Source organism: Burkholderia sp. ABCPW 14 (genome assembly GCF_001523835.1).
GTDB lineage: Bacteria > Pseudomonadota > Gammaproteobacteria > Burkholderiales > Burkholderiaceae > Burkholderia > Burkholderia mayonis.
This window is the reverse complement of sequence record NZ_LOVS01000113.1, coordinates 15,624-34,057: the sequence shown is the minus strand read 5'-3', so window position 1 is coordinate 34,057 and position 18,434 is coordinate 15,624. Positions and strand designations below refer to the sequence as shown.

21 protein-coding genes are annotated in these 18,434 nt (G+C 68.4%); 9 read left to right on the top strand and 12 right to left on the bottom strand.

Going from position 1 to position 18,434, the window contains the following annotated elements; translation table 11 throughout:
- Positions 1 to 66 precede the first annotated feature (66 nt).
- The gene (locus WS62_RS17715) at positions 67 to 612 is read right to left on the bottom strand and encodes a periplasmic heavy metal sensor (RefSeq protein ID WP_066573249.1); all 546 of its coding nucleotides are present in this window, start codon (positions 610 to 612) and stop codon (positions 67 to 69) included.
- 242 nt (positions 613 to 854) lie between these two features.
- Between WS62_RS17715 and WS62_RS17710 the strand changes: the two genes are divergently transcribed.
- Positions 855 to 1,580 carry a response regulator gene (locus WS62_RS17710; protein ID WP_066573246.1) on the top strand — a complete coding sequence of 242 codons (726 nt, stop codon included), beginning with the start codon at positions 855 to 857 and terminating at the stop codon, positions 1,578 to 1,580.
- Positions 1,564 to 2,877: an ATP-binding protein gene (locus WS62_RS17705; protein WP_066494020.1), complete on the top strand. Its 1,314-nt coding sequence runs from the start codon at positions 1,564 to 1,566 to the stop codon at positions 2,875 to 2,877. Before WS62_RS17710 ends, WS62_RS17705 begins: the two co-directional genes overlap by 17 nt.
- Before the next feature lie 73 nt (positions 2,878 to 2,950).
- Here WS62_RS17705 and WS62_RS17700 read toward each other — a convergent pair whose 3' ends face one another.
- The gene (locus tag WS62_RS17700; RefSeq protein WP_066494019.1) at positions 2,951 to 3,217 is read right to left on the bottom strand and encodes a double-stranded DNA-specific endonuclease; all 267 of its coding nucleotides are present in this window, start codon (positions 3,215 to 3,217) and stop codon (positions 2,951 to 2,953) included.
- A gap of 126 nt (positions 3,218 to 3,343) precedes the next feature.
- Positions 3,344 to 3,610 (bottom strand): hypothetical protein, encoded by a 267-nt coding sequence (locus WS62_RS17695; protein ID WP_066573244.1) that lies wholly within the window; start codon positions 3,608 to 3,610, stop codon positions 3,344 to 3,346.
- A gap of 104 nt (positions 3,611 to 3,714) precedes the next feature.
- Between WS62_RS17695 and WS62_RS17690 the strand changes: the two genes are divergently transcribed.
- Entirely contained in the window at positions 3,715 to 5,469 is a 1,755-nt protein-coding gene (locus tag WS62_RS17690) for an ABC transporter permease (protein WP_066573238.1), read from the top strand.
- A 42-nt stretch (positions 5,470 to 5,511) separates the two neighbouring features.
- Positions 5,512 to 6,852: an ABC transporter ATP-binding protein gene (locus WS62_RS17685; protein ID WP_066573235.1), complete on the top strand. Its 1,341-nt coding sequence runs from the start codon at positions 5,512 to 5,514 to the stop codon at positions 6,850 to 6,852.
- A 213-nt stretch (positions 6,853 to 7,065) separates the two neighbouring features.
- Here the strand turns inward: WS62_RS17685 and WS62_RS17680 are convergent, their stop codons facing one another.
- Positions 7,066 to 7,584: a hypothetical protein gene (locus WS62_RS17680; RefSeq protein WP_082721059.1), complete on the bottom strand. Its 519-nt coding sequence runs from the start codon at positions 7,582 to 7,584 to the stop codon at positions 7,066 to 7,068.
- Positions 7,581 to 8,132, bottom strand: a complete 552-nt coding sequence (locus tag WS62_RS17675) for a hypothetical protein (protein WP_066573232.1) — start codon at positions 8,130 to 8,132, stop codon at positions 7,581 to 7,583. Before WS62_RS17675 ends, WS62_RS17680 begins: the two co-directional genes overlap by 4 nt.
- Before the next feature lie 287 nt (positions 8,133 to 8,419).
- Between WS62_RS17675 and WS62_RS17670 the strand changes: the two genes are divergently transcribed.
- The 3 genes from WS62_RS17670 (at position 8,420) to WS62_RS17660 (ending at position 10,761) form a co-directional block, all read left to right on the top strand.
- Positions 8,420 to 8,617, top strand: a complete 198-nt coding sequence (locus tag WS62_RS17670) for a hypothetical protein (RefSeq protein WP_066573230.1) — start codon at positions 8,420 to 8,422, stop codon at positions 8,615 to 8,617.
- Positions 8,618 to 8,747: 130 nt separating this feature from the next.
- A complete protein-coding gene (gene otsA, locus WS62_RS17665; protein ID WP_066573228.1) occupies positions 8,748 to 10,166 on the top strand; it encodes an alpha,alpha-trehalose-phosphate synthase (UDP-forming) in 1,419 nt (472 codons plus the stop codon).
- Positions 10,159 to 10,761 carry an AAA family ATPase gene (locus tag WS62_RS17660; protein WP_066573226.1) on the top strand — a complete coding sequence of 201 codons (603 nt, stop codon included), beginning with the start codon at positions 10,159 to 10,161 and terminating at the stop codon, positions 10,759 to 10,761. The genes otsA and WS62_RS17660 overlap by 8 nt, the downstream gene beginning before the upstream one ends.
- 150 nt (positions 10,762 to 10,911) lie before the next feature.
- Here WS62_RS17660 and WS62_RS17655 read toward each other — a convergent pair whose 3' ends face one another.
- From WS62_RS17655 to WS62_RS17640, 4 genes are all read right to left on the bottom strand, one after another.
- Complete coding sequence (locus tag WS62_RS17655) at positions 10,912 to 11,529, bottom strand: glycine zipper domain-containing protein (RefSeq protein ID WP_066573224.1); 618 nt, start codon at positions 11,527 to 11,529, stop codon at positions 10,912 to 10,914.
- Between the two features lie 410 nt (positions 11,530 to 11,939).
- Positions 11,940 to 13,313: an MFS transporter gene (locus tag WS62_RS17650; protein WP_066573222.1), complete on the bottom strand. Its 1,374-nt coding sequence runs from the start codon at positions 13,311 to 13,313 to the stop codon at positions 11,940 to 11,942.
- A gap of 120 nt (positions 13,314 to 13,433) precedes the next feature.
- Positions 13,434 to 13,937: a YbhB/YbcL family Raf kinase inhibitor-like protein gene (locus WS62_RS17645; protein ID WP_066573220.1), complete on the bottom strand. Its 504-nt coding sequence runs from the start codon at positions 13,935 to 13,937 to the stop codon at positions 13,434 to 13,436.
- 421 nt (positions 13,938 to 14,358) lie between these two features.
- On the bottom strand, positions 14,359 to 14,739 hold the full coding sequence (locus WS62_RS17640; protein WP_066573413.1) for a DUF5594 family protein: 381 nt from the start codon (positions 14,737 to 14,739) through the stop codon (positions 14,359 to 14,361).
- Positions 14,740 to 14,898: 159 nt separating this feature from the next.
- On the opposite strand from WS62_RS17640, the gene WS62_RS17635 reads away from it, so the two are divergent.
- Positions 14,899 to 15,267, top strand: a complete 369-nt coding sequence (locus WS62_RS17635; RefSeq protein ID WP_066494007.1) for an ecotin precursor — start codon at positions 14,899 to 14,901, stop codon at positions 15,265 to 15,267.
- Between the two features lie 379 nt (positions 15,268 to 15,646).
- Here WS62_RS17635 and WS62_RS17630 read toward each other — a convergent pair whose 3' ends face one another.
- On the bottom strand, positions 15,647 to 16,039 hold the full coding sequence (locus WS62_RS17630; RefSeq protein WP_066573218.1) for a hypothetical protein: 393 nt from the start codon (positions 16,037 to 16,039) through the stop codon (positions 15,647 to 15,649).
- A gap of 173 nt (positions 16,040 to 16,212) precedes the next feature.
- Between WS62_RS17630 and eco the strand changes: the two genes are divergently transcribed.
- On the top strand, positions 16,213 to 16,749 hold the full coding sequence (eco, locus tag WS62_RS17625) for a serine protease inhibitor ecotin (RefSeq protein WP_066573216.1): 537 nt from the start codon (positions 16,213 to 16,215) through the stop codon (positions 16,747 to 16,749).
- A gap of 95 nt (positions 16,750 to 16,844) precedes the next feature.
- On the opposite strand, the gene WS62_RS17620 is transcribed toward eco, so the two are convergent.
- Positions 16,845 to 17,987: a serine hydrolase gene (locus WS62_RS17620; RefSeq protein WP_066573214.1), complete on the bottom strand. Its 1,143-nt coding sequence runs from the start codon at positions 17,985 to 17,987 to the stop codon at positions 16,845 to 16,847.
- A 170-nt stretch (positions 17,988 to 18,157) separates the two neighbouring features.
- A complete protein-coding gene (locus tag WS62_RS17615) occupies positions 18,158 to 18,382 on the bottom strand; it encodes a hypothetical protein (RefSeq protein WP_066494003.1) in 225 nt (74 codons plus the stop codon).
- Positions 18,383 to 18,434: the final 52 nt, after the last annotated feature.

Here is an 18,434-nt window from a genome sequence, read left to right as displayed (position 1 = left end):
CCGCGACGCAATCCATGGACGGCACGACCCACCCGAACCCGCCGGGCGAAGGCGCGCCGCCCGGCGTCACTGCTGCGGCGCGGGCGCCGACGCGCCCTTCGCCGCGCGGCGTTGCTCCCAGCGCTCCTTCATCTTCGCGTGACGTTCCTCCATCTTCGCGAACTGCTGCTTGAGCGCCGTGCTGACCGTCGCCTTCTGCTGGTCGTTCAGGCCGTTGTAGAACGCGAGCCATGCGGACGCCGTCTGCTCGCGCAACTGCGCGTTCTGCTGCTCGGCCTGCTGGCGCGCCGCGTGCATCGCGTTCAGGTCGAGGATCGGTTGGTTCTGCTGCGCCTGGAACTGCTGGCGCAGCGCCTCGTGGCTCTTGCGCATCGCCTCGCGGTTCTGCTTCATCGTGCCGACGGCGGCCTGCCATTGCTGCTCCTGCGCGGCGCTCAGGTTCAGCTTGTCGTGCACGCGCTGCATCATCATGAACGGGCCGCCGTCCATGTGGTGATGTTCGCCGTGGCCGCCCGGCGGCGGCATGTCGGGCGGCGCGGCGTGCGAGACGGCGCTGAACGAAAGGGCGAGCACGGCGGCGGCGATGGCCAGACGGGCAGTCTTCTTATACATTGAGCAACTCCTGTATTGAAAAGTCCGGTGCTGCGGCCGGCTCGGCGTCCGGGCGTTCGCGCCCCGCCGCCTGCCGGCGTATCCGGTAAGGCGCAGCGTAGCCAAGCGGCGGCGCCGCCGTGTTACGCGCACTGCGGCCGCGTTTACCGCGCATTACACTTTGCTTGCACGGTAATCCGCAGTAACCCTTTCGGGTATTTGTTTCGCTCAGCCCCGCCAACCTGCACGGTAAACTTCACGCCATGACTACTCAGATCCTCATCGTCGACGACGACCAAGAACTGCGCGACCTGCTGCGCGACTATCTCGTGCGGCAAGGCATCGAGGTGTCGGTGCTGCACGACGCCGCTTCGCTCGAAAAGCGCCTCGAACGCGAGCGCCCGGATCTCATCGTGCTCGACCTGATGATGCCGGGCGTCGACGGCCTGACCGCGCTGCGCCAGCTGCGCGCGGCGGGCGACGACATTCCGGTGATCATGCTGACGGCGCGCGCGGACGATGTCGACCGCATCGTCGGCCTCGAGCTCGGCGCGGACGACTATCTCGGCAAGCCGTTCAACCCGCGCGAGCTACTCGCGCGCGCGCAGGCGGTGCTGCGCCGCCGTCGCGCGACGCCGTCGGCGGCCGCGCCCGAGCAGCGCGAGCCGTACGCGTTCGGCCGTTTCGTGCTCGATTTCCAGGCGCGCACGCTGTCGGTCGACGACAAGCCGGCGACGCTGTCGAGCAGCGAATTCGCGCTCCTGAAGATCTTCGTCAACCATGCGTTGCGCACGCTGACCCGCGAGCGCCTGCTCGAACTGCTGCACGGCCCCGAGTACGACGGCACCGACCGCGGGATCGACGTGCAGGTCTGGCGCCTGCGCCGGATCCTCGAAACCGATCCGTCGACGCCGCGCTTCATCCAGACGGTGCGCGGACGCGGCTACGTGTTCGTGCCGAACGGCGAGGCTCATGCGCAAGCCCATTGATTCGCTGTTCGGGCGGCTCGCGCTGCTCGTCGTCTGCGTGCTGCTGCTGTCGCACTTCGCGTGGTACTTCGCGATCCGGCTCGAGCGCAATCAGTTCCAGACGCGCTATGCGGTCGAGGAGGCCGCGTTCCTCGTCGACGCGGTGCGTCAGCACGTCGAGCGCTCGCCCGATCAGCCGCTGCCGTCGCGCGTGCGGCTCGTCGCGCCGAGCAGCAGCGACGTGCCCGAGGCGAACCCGGATCTGCCGCCCTCGCTCAGACGCTTCACCGACGACCTGCGCGACCGCCTGCCGTCCGGCACGCTGGTGCGCATCGGCAAGCCGGGCCGTCCGCCCGTGCTGTGGGTGAAGCAGCCGACCGACCGCGACTGGATCGTCGTGCCGGTGCAGCCGCTGCGGCCGCCGCGCTCGCTCGACCGGATGGTGCTCTGGCTCGTGATGATCTTTTCCGCCGCGGTGATGGCGGCGCTCTTCGCCGCGTGGCAGTTGCAGCAGCCGCTCAGCTCGCTCGCGCGCGCGGTCGCGCGCTTCGGCCGCGGGATGACGGTGCCGCCGCTGCCCGAGCGCGGGCCGCGCGAGCTGCGCCAGCTCACGCACGGCTTCAATCAGATGGTTCAGCAGGTGTCGCGCGCGGAGAACGATCGAGCGGTGATGCTCGCGGGCGTCGCGCACGACCTGCGCACGCCGCTCGCGCGGATGCGGCTGCGCGCCGAGATGATGGAGGACGCGCGGCTGCGCGATGGCGTCGTGCGCGACGTCGACTCGATGACGCACATCGTCGACCAGTTCCTCGTGTTCGCGCACGGCGATGCCGATCGCAGCGAGGCCGTGCCCGTCGATCAGGCGTGCGAGCGGATCGCGCGCACCTATCGCGCGGTGTCGCCGAACGCGCCCACCGTGCAGACCGAGCTCAAGGCGGGGTCGGGCTTCCGCCTGCCGACGGCGACGCTCGACCGGGTGCTGTCGAACCTGCTCGACAACGCGCACGCGTACGGCGCGCCGCCCGTCGTGATCGCGACCGCGCGCACCGCGACGGGCTACACGCTGACGATCAGCGACCATGGCAAGGGCATCGCGCCGCGCGATCTGGCGGATGCGACGCGCCCGTTCGTGCGGCTCGACCCGGCGCGCGGCGGCAACGGGCATAGCGGCCTCGGGCTCGCGATCGTCGAGCGGCTCGTGCTGCGCACGGGCGGCGCGTGCGAGATCGGCAACCGGGAAGAAGGGGGGCTGCGGGTCGCGATGTCGTTTCCGTTCGACGTCGTGCCGAAGGCGGAACCGCAGGCGGCGGCGTCCTGACGCGCCGCCGTCCGGGCGGCGCGGGACCCGCGGGCGTCCGGCACGACCTCGCCGGACGGCCGCGGGCGGCGGGTCACTCGCCGAAGAGCGTGCTGAGCGTCTCGGCGGCGTTGCTGTCGATCGTGTTGTAGGTGACGCTCGTCGCCTCGAAGATGTAGAGCGTCGTGTATTTGCCGAGACGGTCGAGGATGTTCTCCTGGAGCGTCTCCGGCACGATGTTCATGTTCAGATACCAGGTCGTCGACGACAGCCGCGTCTGGAACGAGCCGTATTCCTGCATCAGTTGATCGAACGCTTCGGCGTCCTGGTCCCGGCACACGATAACCAGATTTCCTGCCATTCACCCCTCCTGATTGACCATCGGCCCTATCGGGCAAATACCGATCATACCCGCTTCGGCGTGTCCGTTCGTCGATGAACTTCTCGCTTGGCCGGCGCGTGCGTCGCGCGCTCGCGCCAGGCGGGTTCACGGCAGGGCCGGATCGCGGCATAATTCGGCCTTGCGGCGCAGCAGCGCCCAGCCGGCGCACCGCCACTTCTTGCAGATTCGCCCGCCGCCCGCCCGCTTCGGGCACGATGCGCTCGCGGCCGGGCCGAATTTCCACCGTTCGTCGTCCGGAAGGTTGTGCCTGAAATGCAGGATGTAGTAGTGTCGTGCCGTCGCGAGGCCGGGAGATCCCTGCTGCGCGAGCGAAACGCCCGCGCCCGAGGTGCGCGGCAGCTTTCGCGGCACCTGTAGTCAAAACGAATTACTGCGTTAGCGCGCCTTGCCATGAGTCACATTCGCTTTCTGGCCTCATTTATCGATTCGCACGGCCTTGCCGGGGAGGGCGCCTGATGGATCTCGGATTCGATCCGAACCGGATCGCCAACGCGTCTGCGTGGCGTGTCCTGCCGAACCGCTGGGACTTCGTCGCGTTCCCGCTCATCATCTGCGTGATCGCGATGGCGGCGATCGGCTTTCACGAAACGATGGCGCCCATCGCGACGCTCGAGACGCAGAAGATATCGCTCGACCCGGCCAACCTGCCCGAGTACGCGCTGCGCACGACGCTGCGGATGCTCGCGGCGATGGTCGCGTCGCTCGTCTTCACGCTCGTGTACGGCACGCTCGCGGCGAAGAGCCGCCGCGCGGGGATGGTGCTCGTGCCGATCCTCGACATCCTGCAGTCGGTGCCCGTCCTCGGCTACATCTCGTTTACGGTCGCGTTCTTCCTCGCGCTCTTTCCGAGCCGCGTGCTGGGCGCCGAGCTCGCCGCGATCTTCGCGATCTTCACGAGCCAGGCGTGGAACATGACGTTCAGCTTCTACCAGTCGCTGCGCACGGTGCCGCGCGATCTCGACGAAGTGTCGCGCGGCTTTCACCTGACCGCGTGGCAGCGCTTCTGGAAGCTGGAAGTGCCGTTCTCGATGCCGGGCCTCATCTGGAACATGATGATGTCGATGTCGGGCGGCTGGTTCTTCGTCGTCGCGTCGGAGGCGATCACGGTCGGCAATCACACGATCACGCTGCCCGGCATCGGCGCTTATCTCGCGCAGGCGATCACCGATCAGAACCTGCGGGCGGTCGGCTGGGTGATTCTCGCGATGACGGTCGTGATCCTCGCGTACGATCAACTGCTGTTCCGTCCGCTCGTCGCGTGGGCGGACAAGTTCCGGATGGAGACGACGAGCTCCGGCAACGCGCCCGAATCGTGGCTGCTCGATCTCGTGCGCCGCACGCACCTCATTCATCAGTTGCTCGTGCCGGCCGGCTGGTTCTTCGCGAAGGCGGCGCGCATTCCGCTGCGCGTGCCGTCGCTCGACGCGGTGCGCTTCACGATGCCGCGCGTCGAGAAGAAGGCGTCGCGCGTCGCCGACATCGCCTGGGCGATTCTCGTGATCGTCGGCACGATTTACGTCGCCTGGCGCGTGTTCGTCTACGTGAAGACGGGCGTGACGCTCGCCGAGGTCGGCCACGTGCTCGTGCTCGGGCTCATCACGCTGCTGCGCGTCGTGCTGCTCATCGCGCTCGCGTCGCTCGTCTGGGTGCCGGTCGGCGTGTGGATCGGCCTGCGGCCCGCGATCGCCGAGAAGGTGCAGCCGATCGCGCAGTTCCTCGCGGCGTTCCCCGCGAACCTGCTGTTTCCGGTGTTCGTGATCGTGATCGCGCGCTTTCACCTGAACGCCGACATCTGGCTGTCGCCCCTCATCGTGCTCGGCACCCAGTGGTATATCCTGTTCAACGTGATCGCGGGCGCGACCGCCTATCCGAACGACTATCGCGAAGCGGCCACCAATTTCCGCATCCGCGGCTGGCAGTGGTGGCGGCAGGCGATCCTGCCCGGCATCTTTCCGTACTACGTGACGGGCGCGATCACCGCGTCGGGCGGCGCGTGGAACGCGAGCATCGTGTCGGAGTTCGTCCAATGGGGCGACACCAAGATCCAGGCGCACGGCCTCGGCGCGTACATCGCGCAGACGACGGCCGCGGGCGACTACCCGAAGATCATCCTGGGCATCGCCGTGATGTCCCTGTTCGTCACCTTGTTCAACCGCCTGTTGTGGCGTCCGCTGTACGCGTATGCCGAAGCGAAGCTGCGTCTCGATTGAGACTGATGTCAGCCGATTGAGACCGACCGAGAGCGAAACGCGATGCAAAACCAGAACGATGTAAACGCACCCGTCCAGACGCCGGCCGCGCCGCCGCGCGCCGGCGAAGAAATCCTGCGCGTCGAGAACGTGAGCCGCGGCTTCAACAAGACGCAAGGCGAGCTGCTCGTGCTCGACGGCGTGAACCTGTCGCTGCGCGAAGGCGAGATCGTCGGCCTGCTCGGACGCTCGGGCTCCGGCAAGTCGACGCTCTTGCGCATCATCGCCGGCCTCATCGAGCCGACAGGCGGCGAGATCACCTACCTCGGCAAGCCGCTCTCCGGCCCGGCCGACGGCGTCGCGATGGTGTTCCAGACTTTCGCGCTGTTCCCGTGGCTCACCGTGCTGCAGAACGTCGAAGCGGGCCTCGAGGCGCTCGGCGTCGGCGCGCGCGAGCGGCGCGAGCGCGCGCTCGCCGCGATCGACCTGATCGGTCTCGACGGCTTCGAGAACGCGTATCCGCGCGAGCTGTCGGGCGGCATGCGCCAGCGCGTCGGCTTCGCGCGCGCGCTCGTCGTCGATCCGACGCTGCTGCTGATGGACGAGCCGTTCTCCGCGCTCGACGTGCTGACGGCCGAGACGCTGCGTACCGACCTGCTCGATCTGTGGACGCAGGGCCGGATGCCGATCAAGTCGGTGCTGATCGTCACGCACAACATCGAGGAAGCGGTGTTCATGTGTGACCGGATCCTCGTGCTGTCGTCGAATCCGGGGCGCGTGATCGCCGAGATCAAGGTGCCGTTCAAGCATCCGCGCAACCGTCTCGACCCGGCGTTCCGCCGGCTCGTCGACGACATCTACGCGAAGATGACCGCGCGCCAGGTCGGCGAGGCGACGAAGAAGGGGCTCGAGCTCGGCAGCTGGCTGCCGCAGGTGTCGACGAACCTGATGGCCGGTCTCATCGAAACGCTTGCCGCGCCGCCGTACCACGGCCGTGCGGACATGCCGGAAATCGCGCGCACGCTGCATCTCGAGGTCGACGACCTGTTCCCGATCGCCGAAGTGCTGCAGTATCTCGGCTTTGCCGATGTGCGGGAGGGCGACGTGTTTCTGACGCCGCCGGGCCGCGTGTTCGCTGAGTTCGGCACGCAGGAGCGCAAGATGATGTTCGCCGAGCATCTGCTGCGCCACGTGCCGCTCGCCGCGCGGATCAAGAAGGTGCTGAACGAGCGTCCGGGCCATCGCGCGCCGCGCGTGCGCTTCGAGCAGGAGCTCGAGGACTTCCTGTCGGACGGCGCGGCCGAAGAGACGCTCGACGCGGTGATCGACTGGGGCCGGTACGGCGAGATCTTCTCGTACAACGACCAGACCGAAATCTTCAGTCTCGAGGACGTCGAGTCCTGAGCGGCGGCGGGCCGTTCGCGGCCCGCGGGCTGTCGATCGGCGAGGAACGAAAGAGGCTTGCGGTTGCCTCGTGCGCCGTTGCCGCGGCGCGCGGTCGCAAGCGCGTTCGAATTCGTTTGGGCGTCGAGCGGGAGCGGGCGGGGCGAGGGCGGTGTTCTAGGCCGCGCCGCGTTGCCGCTGCCTGGAACGTGGCAGTCGCCCGAAACGCCGCCGTTATTGCAGATTGCCCCAGCGCTCGACGGCCGGCTCCGCCGACGCCCATTGCCAGCCGTGCGTATCCTGGCACGCGCTCGCCAAGTACCATTCCGCGCGCGCGCCGTCCTTCACCGAAAACGCGAATTCCTTGCAGAGCGCGAGCGGCGTCTGGAATGCGCGCGTCACGCGCACCTCGCCTTCGCCGTTTTCGAGCGGCACTCTGTTCTTCACCTGCCACGCGCGGGTCTCGCCGACCGCGAGACCGCCCGCCGCCTGCGCGATCGCGTCCTGCTGATTCTTGTGCAGTTGCTTCATCGTCCGGTTGACGGCTTCGTCGGTGGCCGCCTGCACCGCGATGCCGACGCCGATGCCGACAGCCGGATTCGCAGTGACGAGGCCCGTCGCCGCGCCCGCGAGCGCGCCGCTCGCCGCGCCGACCGAGCCGCAGCCGGAAAGGCCGATCGTCGTCGCGGCGAGCACGAGCACGAGCACGAGCGCGGTCGCGAGCGGCAGCGCCGCGCGCGCGCTCACGCTCATTGCAGCGCTCCCCAGCGTTCGGTCGCGGGCTCCGCGGACGCCCACTGCCACGCCGGGCCGTCCCGGCAGATCGTCGCGACGTAGAAGCCCGATTGTGCGGGCGCGTTCTGCTTCGCGTCGGCATCGACCGAGAACACGATTTCCTTGCAGTCGAGCGGTCCGACGCTGATGAGCCGGCTCACGGTCACGCGGCCGTGCTCGTCGTCCTCGATCGGGAACGCGTGATGCGTCGACCAAGGCGCGACGCCGCCGACGTCGAGCGGCCCGGCCGCCGTCGCGATCTGCACCTGCGAGTAGCGGTGCGCGACGCGCTGCGTGTACTGGACGCCTGCCCGCGCGCCCGCGACGGCGCCGAGGCCGATGCCGGTCGCGACGGCGGCGTTGTTGGTGACTTTCGATGCGATGGCTGCGCCGGCGATACCCGCGCCTGCCGTCGCGCCTTCGCTATAGAGCGAATTGCAGCCGGACAGCAGCGTGGAGAGTGCGGCGGCGCCGAGCGTAGCCCACGCGGCCCAACGGCGCGTAGGCCGTGCGATGCGATGGTTCATCCCTGAATGCGGTCCTGTCTTCGTGCGTTGCGCGTGTGCGCAGCGAGCGTAGAGCGCCATTGTTCTGCAATTGTCCGACGAGAACTGCAAACAATTGACAAACGTTTGCCGCGCACATCGAGCGCGCGCGAGCGGCAATATTGTGGTGCAAAGCCGCGCTGAGGGGTCGAATCTTTACAAATTGAATGTAATTGTTACCGTGAACTAAGTCCGACGCACCTAGACTAAAGAGCTATGGACTGTTTCACCGACGGCCTCGCGCCGCTCCGATCATGAGACACCCTGCCATGCGCCGCTCCAAGCGCCCCGAGCATCGCGGGCGCGACGCCGGCACCGGCCCGTCGCGGCCGGCCAACGTTCCGAACTCTCCCGCGCCTGCCGGCTCCGCGCCCGATATGCCAGCGGACGGCGATCACAACCAGGGCGGCACCCGCCCGGAAGGGCTCGACTATCAACGCGACCTCGGCTCGGAGCAGGATGCATGAGGACGTCCTTGTTACATGCGCTTGCATTTTTAACATTTGAACTGTCGCGAGGTGGCATGCGACTTGCCTGATTCGACGGGAAGCCGTTTCCTGTCCGCCGGGCAATCTGAATACAGGAGGGTCAACCGTAATGAGCAGATTGATCGTGGTATCGAATCGGGTGGCGGCCGGCCAGGATGCGCGTCCGACTGCGGGCGGGCTGGCGGTCGGCGTGCTCGACGCGCTGAAGGAAACGGGCGGCGTCTGGTTCGGCTGGAACGGCGAGATCGCCGGCGCGCCGGACGAGCCCGTGATCGAGCGGGACGGCAAGGTCACCTATGCAACCGTCGGCCTCACGCGCCGCGACTACGACCAGTACTACCGCGGCTTCTCGAACGCGACGCTCTGGCCGGTATTCCACTATCGCGGCGATCTCGCGCGCTTCGATCGCCAGGAATACGCGGGCTATCTGCGCGTGAACTGCTCGCTCGCGAAGCAGTTGCGCGCGCTCGTCCAGCCCGACGACATCATCTGGGTGCACGACTACCACCTGCTGCCGTTCGCGCATTGCCTGCGCGAACTCGGCGTGAAGAATCCGATCGGTTTTTTCCTGCACATCCCGTTTCCGACGCCGGAGATCCTGCGGATGGTGCCGCCGCACGAGGAACTCGTGAAGTTCATGTGCGCGTACGACGTCGTCGGCTTCCAGACGGAAAGCGACAAGCAGGCGTTCGTCGACTACATCGAGCGGCGCGGGCACGGCACGTCGAGCGACGACGGGATGCTCCATGCGCACGGCCGCGTCGTGAAAGTCGCCGCGTATCCGATCAGCATCTATCCGGACGCGATCGGCAAGGCGGCCGTCGAATACGGCTCGCGCAAGGCAGTGAAGGCGCTGCGCGACACGACGGGAAACCGCAAGCTCGTGATCAGCGTCGATCGTCTCGATTACTCGAAGGGGCTCGTCGAGCGCTTCCAGGCGTTCGAGCGGATGCTCGCGAACGCGCCCGGCTGGCAAGGGCGCGTGTCGCTCGTGCAGATCGCGCCGCCGACCCGCTCCGACGTGCAGACCTACCAGCGCATCCGCCAGACGCTAGAAGGCGAGGCGGGGCGCATCAACGGCCGCTTCGCGCAGCTCGACTGGACGCCGATCCAGTACCTGAACCGCAAGTACGAGCGCAACCTGCTGATGGCGCTATTCAGGCTGTCGCAGGTCGGCTACGTGACGCCGCTGCGCGACGGGATGAATCTCGTCGCGAAGGAGTACGTCGCATCGCAGGATCCGAACGATCCGGGCGTGCTCGTGCTGTCGGAATTCGCGGGCGCGGCGGCCGAGCTGCCGGGCGCGCTGCTCGTCAATCCGTTCGACTTGTCGCAGATGGCGGAATCGCTCGAGCGTGCGCTCGCGATGCCGCTCGAGGAACGGCAGGCGCGTCACGCGGACAACATCGCGCGGCTGCGCCAGAACGATCTGTCGGTGTGGCGCGATTCGTTCCTGACCGATCTGCGCAGCGTCGCGACGGCGGCCTCCGTCACGCAGCGCGCGGGGCGGCGCGTCGCGAATGCTTGACGCGGGCGTCGAAGCGCGCGCCGGCGAGCCCGATGCCGATGCCGGCGCGGCGGCCGCGCGTTTCTTCGTGATCACGGGCGGGCCCGGCTCGGGCAAGAGCACGCTGATCGATGCGCTCGAAGCGCGCGGCTACGCGCGCTCGCACGAAGCCGGGCGCGGCGTGATCCAGGATCAGATGGCGATCGGCGGCCACGCGCTGCCGTGGCGCGATCCCGCCGCGTTCGCCGAATTGATGCTCAGTTGGGAGATGCGCTCGCACCGTCTCGCGCGCGGCGCGCGCGGGCCAGTCTTCTTCGATCGCGGCGTGCCGGACGTGATCGGCTATCTGCACCTGTCCGCGCTGCCCGTTCCCGCGCATCTCGCCACAGCCGCCGATCGGTTCCGCTATCGCCGCGACGTGTTCATCGCGCCGCCGTGGCCGGAGATCTATGCGCAGGACGTCGAACGAAAGCAGGATTACGCGGAGGCCGTGCGTACCTACCATGCGATGGTCGATACGTACGCGGCATGCGGCTATCGGCTGATCGAATTGCCGCGCGCGAGCGTCGACGAGCGCTGCCGCTTCGTGCTCGACGTCGTCGCGGCGGCGGCGTGATCGCCGCCGCGCGTTCCGTCTCTTCTTCTGCGCGGTGAGGGCGCCGATCGGCATCGCACCGGCCCGGCGCCTTTCCCGTCGTCGTTTCGCTTTCCTTCCTGTTCGTTGCCGTCGTTTCGATCTCTCGTTCGACGCATGCGGCCGCGTCGCTCAAGCGTGGCGATGCGTCGGCTGCTGCTGTGCGCCGGTGAACGGCTCGGGCGTTCGGGTCGGATCGAAGTCCGCCCAGCGGCCCGACTGCCAGCGTCCCGTCGCGCGCTCGATGTCGCCGCCGCCCGCCTCGGCGAGCACGCGTGCGGCTTCGCCTTGCGAATCGGTCGTCACGTGCACGGCGACGAGCATTCCCGACGCGCGCATCTCATGATGGATCGCTTCGTGCGTGATTTTGCGCACGTGCGCGCGAGAGAAGTCTTCCTTGTGCATCATTCTGCCGACCCATCCGCCGAGATACGCGCCGACGCCCGCGGCACAGATCGCGACGACGAGCGACGGCGTGGCGAGCGAAAACAGCGCGACGCCGAGGATTGCGCCGGCGACGGCGCCGATCGTCGCGCCGTGCCTCGCGTGCTGCATCGCGCCGATGGGAGGCGGCGCGGCCTGGGGTTCGGCGTGGGACGGGTATTCCGACGTTTGCCGCGCGTGCTGGCCGCGCGGATTGACGAAGAACAGACTGACGTCCTCGGCGACGAAGCCGCTGTCGAAAAGCCGCTTGGCGGCGGCCTCGGCGGCGCGCTGCGTCGTGAAGCGTGCTGCGACGATCAATGACATGGCGCTCTCCTGACGATGGCGTGAAGGCCATCCGAAACCCGTCGCCCGAACGGCGGATGCGCTCGACTTGCGGCGCGGGCATGTGTTGGACAGACGGTGCGGGAAGGAGTGCGGGCGCGGATGGGCCGGGCGTGCGGATTCGGGTGAGGTTTGTCGCGGTGACTGGCGGGGAATAACGGGGCGGGGATGGGGGGCGGTGGCCGGCGACGGGCGGCTGGATCGTCGATGGGTTCGATCGACTGGATTGTCCGAATGGCCGAATCGACGGGGCTGCGCCGTGCTGCGAAAGTGGCGGGGTGCGGCGGCGGGATGCATATGGCGATGGATCGGCGAAATCGGCCGGCTGGCGAAGCGACGCGCCACCGATCGCGCGCCAACCCGCGCGGGCGACCTCGGCGAGCGGCTTCGCGTCACCCCGCGGCGGCGGCCGTGTGGCGCTGCGCCTTGATTCGCATCAGGCTGACGGCCGCCGCGACGGCGGCGAACGCGGTTGCGGCATAGAGTGCGAACGTCGGTCCATGTTGCGGCGCGACGCCGAAGATCAGCGCGACGAGCGCGGCGCCGAGCGTCTGTCCGGTGAGCCGCGCGGTGCCGAGCATCCCGCTCGCGCCGCCCGCGCGCTCGCGCGGCGCGGACGACAGGATCGCGCGATTGTTCGGCGACTGGAAGAGTCCGAAGCCTGCGCCGCAGAGCGCCATCCGCCAGACGATGTCGCCGGGCGTCGGATGCGCGCCGATCGTCGCAAGCGCGAGCAGGCCCGAGGCGAAGAGCGCGAGGCCGATGCCGCCCAGCGCGCCCGCCGAATAGCGGTCCGACAGCACGCCCGCGAGCGGCGCGGCGATCACGATGACGAGCGGCCACGGCGTCATGTAGAGCCCGGTCTGCACTTGCGAGAAGCCGAGCGTGTTCTGCAGCCAGAACGGCAGCGCGACGAACGCGAGCATCTGCGACGTGAACGACGCGACCGACGTGCCGATCGACAGCGCGAAGATCGGGATGCGCAGCAGATCGACGGGCAGGAGCGGCGCAGGCTGCGTCAGTTGACGTTTGACGAAGAAGTAGCCGATGACGATGGCCGTGAGCGCGGTGGCCGCGGCGCTCGCGTGGTTTTTGCCATGCCCGAGCTCGTCGACGGAAACGATCAGCAGCCCGAACACGCACGCGTTCATCACGGCGCCGATGAAGTCGTACGGCGCGTCGCGGCCCGGATTCACGGGCAGCGCGCGCAGGCTGCCGTACACGGCGGCGACGCCGATCGGCACGTTGATCGCGAAAAGCCACGGCCACGGTGCGACGGCGAGCACGGCGGACGCGACGGTCGGTCCGATCGCCGACGAAAGCGCGACGACCATCGCGTTGATCGCGACGCCGCGTCCGAGCTGCGACGACGGATAGATCATTCGGACGAGCGCGGTGTTGACGCTCATGATGCCGGCGGCGCCGAAGCCCTGAATCACGCGCAGTGTCGCGAGCGCGGGCAGCGTGCTCGACAGCGCGCAGCCGAACGACGCCGCCGTGAAGAGCACGAGCCCCGCGATGTAGACGCGCCGATAGCCGATCCGGTCGCCGAGCGACGCGAGCGGCAGCAGCGAAATCGTGACGGCGAGCTGGTACGCGTTGACGATCCAGATCGACGCGGCGTCGGATGCGCGCAGATCGCGGGCAATCGTGGGCAGCGCGACGTTCGCGATCGCGCCGTCGAGCACGGCGAGCGTGATGCCTAGCGCGACGCAGACGATCGCCCAGTAGCGTTGCGGGAGCGGCAGTCCGGAGTCGGCGTTCATGGCGGAAGCGTTGGCGAGGCGGCGAGGTGCGGCGATTCGTTGCGGATGCAACCGCCGGCTTGCGCGTTGACGCGCACGGCCAGCGGCGAAGGACCGGGCGGGGCGCCCGGCCCGGACGGCTTACTTCAGTTCGTAGAGGCCGGTGTAAGTCGCCGAATCGAGTTCGTTCAGATGGATCATGAAGCGGGCGACCGCATTGGTCGTGTCCTTCGTGACGGGCAAGGCGTCGACCTTCAGCGCGTGCAGGCGGAAGATGTAGCGGTGCGGCTTGTCGCCGCGCGGCGGCGCGGCGCCGCCGAAGCCTTCGTCGCCGTAGTCGTTGCGCACTTGCACGGCGCCCGCGGGCAGCGCGGCGCTGCCTGCTGCGCCCGCGCCTTGAGACAGGGTCGCCGCGTCGACCGGGATGTTGACGACGGTCCAGTGCCAGAAGCCGCTGCCCGTCGGCGCGTCGGGATCGTAGACCGTCAGCGCGAGGCTCTTCGCATCGGCGGGCACGCCTTCCCAGTGGAGCGCGGGCGACTGGTTGCCGCCGTCGACGCCGAAGCCTTCGTGTTTGTATTCCTGCGCCTTCGGCATGAAGCCATTGGCCGGAAACTCGTCAGTCCAAAGCCGGAAATCAGCCATGGGGGCCTCCTCGTGAAGTTCGACAGAAAGACGCCTGCGTCGCGGCGACGAATGCTCGCGGGCATCGGCGTGAGCCGGTCGAGTGTATCACCGGCGCTTGAATCGTGAGGTAGGGCGGAGCGAGGGAATAACGGCGGATTGCGAGCGGCCCCGTGCGTTGCGCAGGGTGGCGGCGAAGCGGTGCGGAATCGGCGAAGGCGCGGCCTCTCGAACTCGTGCGGGAGGGAGGGGCGGGCGAGCGCTCGGGATCAGGCAATCAGGTGATCGGGCGATCGGGAGACCGTCGGCGAGGTGATCACGCGTGATGTGACGTCGAACGGCCGCGACGGCCAATCGACAGGCCAGTCGATGCATCGCGACGCTTCGGGACGCGGCGAATCCGTCCGCCAATCGAGCGAGACGACACGCCCCGCCACCGCTGTCATGCCTCGAAATCGAGCCCGCCGATCAGCACGAGCGCATCGGCTTGCGTGCGCGAGCCGAAGTCGATGTCGCGCGCGTTTTCCCAGGCCGGCAGCTTGCGCCCCAACGCCGCGACATAGCGCTCGAAGCGCGCGGGTCCGTCCGCCGCCATCAGACGCTCGATCTCGTCGGTGTCCCACGTGAGCGCGATGTCGAGCGGGTGCGCGTAGCCGCGCGCGTGCTCGGCGGGCGGCGCGGCGATCCGCACTTGTGTCGGATGGCCGTGCCCGCCGTAGCCGATGACCTCGGCGTTCGCCCGGTGACCCAGCAAGTCGGCGATTGCGCGCGCGATGCGCGGCGCGAACTCGGTATCGAATCGGCGGGCGGTGTCTGGGTTCATCGAGGGCGTCTCCTTGGTGCCGAAAATCGTAGCACGGCCCGTGCGGCGCGCGAGCACGGATGTGACACGCGTAATTGCGCGTTACTGCTTGCTGCATCTATTACGGTCGACGGCGCCCACAATGGGTTTCGTCTTGCACCACGTTTGGCGGAGTCCAACATGAAGAAGATCGTGGCAGTTCTGGTGACGGCGGGCAGCCTCGCGCTTGCCGGCCCGGCTAGCGCACATGATCGCGGCGGCGATATCGTCGGCGCGCTGATCGGCGGCGCGGTGCTGGGCGCGATCGTCACGTCCGCGCTGAACCCCGCGCCGGCCGTCGCGTACTCGGCGCCCGCATATCAGGCCCCCGCGTATCAGGTGCCTGCCTATCAGCCGGCGCAGTACCAACCCGCGCCGGCGTACGGCGGTCCGCCGGCGGGATATTGTTACGACCAGTATCGACGCGCATACGTCGGTTGCGGCGCGCAAGCATACGACGACGGCTACGACGCGTATGGTTACGCGCGGCCGCAGCCTGCCGGGTGGTAACCGGAACGATATGCCGGGGAGTCCGCGCGATGCGCGGCCCGGTGCGCGCGACGGCGGCCACATCCATGCGATGTGGGTTGGATCGCGCGAGTTCGATTGAGCGGATTTTGCGGCTGCCGGACGCCTTGAATGCCGATGCCGATCGAACAGCGACGCGCTATCGAAACGCGTGAAGCGCTCCGCCTGGACGATCTTCGAGAGGCGCGACGAGGGCGGATGCCGCGACCGGCGGCGTCGGACGACCGTGTCACCGACGCCCCGAGCTCCCTTCTTCAGGCAAGCCGATAGTCGGCGCGTCCGCTGCGATCGTCGCAGCGATCCGCGACCGCAGCCGCCGTGCGTTTGTTCGATACAACTCGTTGCAAATCGACGGCGGACCTCAATGTCGTCCGCCGTGGCCGCCGCCATTGCCGCCTCCGCCGCCCGGCCAATCGTTGCCGCCGCGGCCCTCGCGGCCGCCAGCGGTGCCACGGCCGCCTTGCCAGCCGTTGCCGCGCCCGCCACGCGATTGATCGCCGTGCCAATTGCCGCCGCCGCCGCCGCGCCAGCCGCCTCGCCAGCGGTTGTCGTCGCCCCGCCAATGGTCGCGGTCCCGCCATCCGCCGCCGCCCCAGATGTTCACCGTCCCGTACACGGGCGAATAACCCGGCCCGTACACATAGCCGCCCGGATAGTACGGCTGCGCGTAGCCATAGCCGTAACCGTCGTCCGGCACGGCGACGCAGCCGGCAAGGAGCGCCGCGGCTCCGAGCGAAGCGACAAGTTTCAGCATGGCCTGCTCCCTTCTCCCTGTTTTCACTGCCGTTTCCATTGTGAAGCGCACAGACCCGCTTAGTTCGAAGCGAATTGTGTCTGCACATTACAATCACGAAAGCAGTCGAAATGCGGAAGTTGGCTGCGCGTGGCGCTTCAGTTCATGTTCAATCACTCTTTCAGGAGCACTGTATGAAATCAGCCTCTCGCTTGGCCGCCTGGGCGGCGTGCGCCGCATTCGTCGGCTTCCCCGGCGTCGCGGCGGCGAGCGCGTCGACGCCCGCCACGGGCGTCGACGCCGCGTCCACGCCCAAGCCGTCAGCGGAAGACATCAAGATGTTCCCGGCCGCGCAGGCGGGGCAGACGCGCGCGGTGATCGTGCTGCCCGCCGAAAAGCTGGAGGACGACATTCGCGTCGAGCTGATCATCGGCAAGACGATCAAGGTCGACTGCAACCAGCACTGGTTCGGCGGCGATCTCAAGCATGAGACGGTGCAAGGCTGGGGCTATTCGTATTACGTGCTCGCCGACGCGAAGGGGCCGGCCGGCACGTTGATGGCGTGCCCGGGGCAGGACGCGCAGGAGGCGTTCGTGCCCGTCCGCGGCAGCGGCTATCTGCTGCGCTACAACAGCCGCCTGCCGATCGTCGTGTACGCGCCGAACGGATTCGATGTCCGCTACCGGCTTTGGTACGGGTCGAACGAAGTGGCGCGCGCGGTCGAGAAGTAAGCGGCGCTGCGCCTATCCGGCGCACGCCGGCTTGGCCACGCCGCGCAATGTGCGGGCGGCGTGCGGCGCCCCGGCGGCGGACGCACGCCGGGGCGTCATGGCATCGAGCACGTGAGCCAGCGACGGATCTTCATCGCATCGGCGATATGATCGCGCGGCCCCGGTGCGCCGAGCAGCACGATGTCGACGGGGCGCCCGCGCACCGCGTAGCGGAGCACCACGCAATGGCCGGCTTCGTTGATGAAGCCGGTCTTCTGCAACATGATGCTCGAGTCGCCCGCGCGCACGAGCGCGTCCGAATTCACATACTGGAGCTGGCCGCGGCCGGGGAAGACGGTTTTCGACGTATCGGTCGAGAACGTCTTGATGCGCGGATAGCGGCTCGCCGCGGCGACGAGCCGCGACAGATCGTGCGCCGTCGACACGTTGCGAGGCGACAGCCCGGTCGCGTTGACGAAATGCGTGTGCTTCATCCCGAGCGTGCGCGCCTTGCGGTTCATCGCGGCGACGAATGCGGGGCGGCCGCCCGCATAGTCGCGCGACAGCGCCGCTGCCGCGCGGTTTTCCGACGACATCAGCGCGATGTGCAGCATGTCGCGGCGCGACAGCACCGAGCCGACCTTCAGGCGCGATCCCGTGAACTTCTCGTAGTCGCGGTCCTGTGCGCTCACGCGCAGTGGCCGCGACAACGGCGCGCGCGTATCGAGCGCGACCATCGACGTCATCAGCTTCGTGACCGACGCGATCGGCACGACGCGCTTCGCATTTTTCTCGATCAATACCGTGCCCGTCCTTTCGTCGACGACATAGATCGCGCGTGAGCGCAGCAGGCTGCGCGCCGCGCTGGTGTAGCCGCAGCTTGCGAGCAGCTGCGGCTTCGCGGCCGCGGCGGCGACTGTGCGCGATGCGCGGTGGCGCTTGCGCGTCGGTTGATGCGGACGCGCGGTCGAGCGCGCGCGATGCCGGGTCTTCTTGTGGATCGCCGCGGGCTTCGTCTTCACGTGCAGCCGATGATGTCGCGCGCGCGCTGTGCGCTTGACGGGCTTCGCATGAACGCTGCGCGCGACGCGGCAGGCGTGGCCGTGCGCGGCCGACGTGCGTGCACAGGACCTTCCCGCCGCGTGTGCGGGTGGCGCGAACGCGATGCACAGAATGGACGCGATCCAGACGAGGCAAACGGCGGACAGCAGGCGGACGACGAAGCGGCGGGAGCGTGGACGATGCGGCGTGGATGACATGGCGATCGAGCAAGGAACGGAATTCGGGCGAACGTATCGCGCGGTAGGACAGCGGACCGACCGGGAAATTCGCGGCGGCGGCGATTTCGGTTGCTTCGGCGGAGGGGCGTCGTGCGAGCGGGCGCCAAGGACGGCGAGTGCGAGGCGACGCCGTCGCGAGCGAAGCCGCGTCACTCCCAGATGCTGCGCACGGCAACCGCGACGATCACCGGCACCGAAAAGACGAGCGGGATCGCGAAGTATGGCGCTTCGCGGTCGACGAGCCACGAGTAGATCACCCACGCCGCGCCGAGGCCGAACGTCACGAGGCCGACCAGCACGGCGAATAGGTTGAGCGCGAGGTTCGACGGGCGGCGGCGTTTCTTGGCGGCGGGATCGGGAGGGCTGGCTTTCATCGCGATTCGGAAGGCTTCGTGGCCGGCCGCGCGCAGGCTGCTGGCGGCGGTC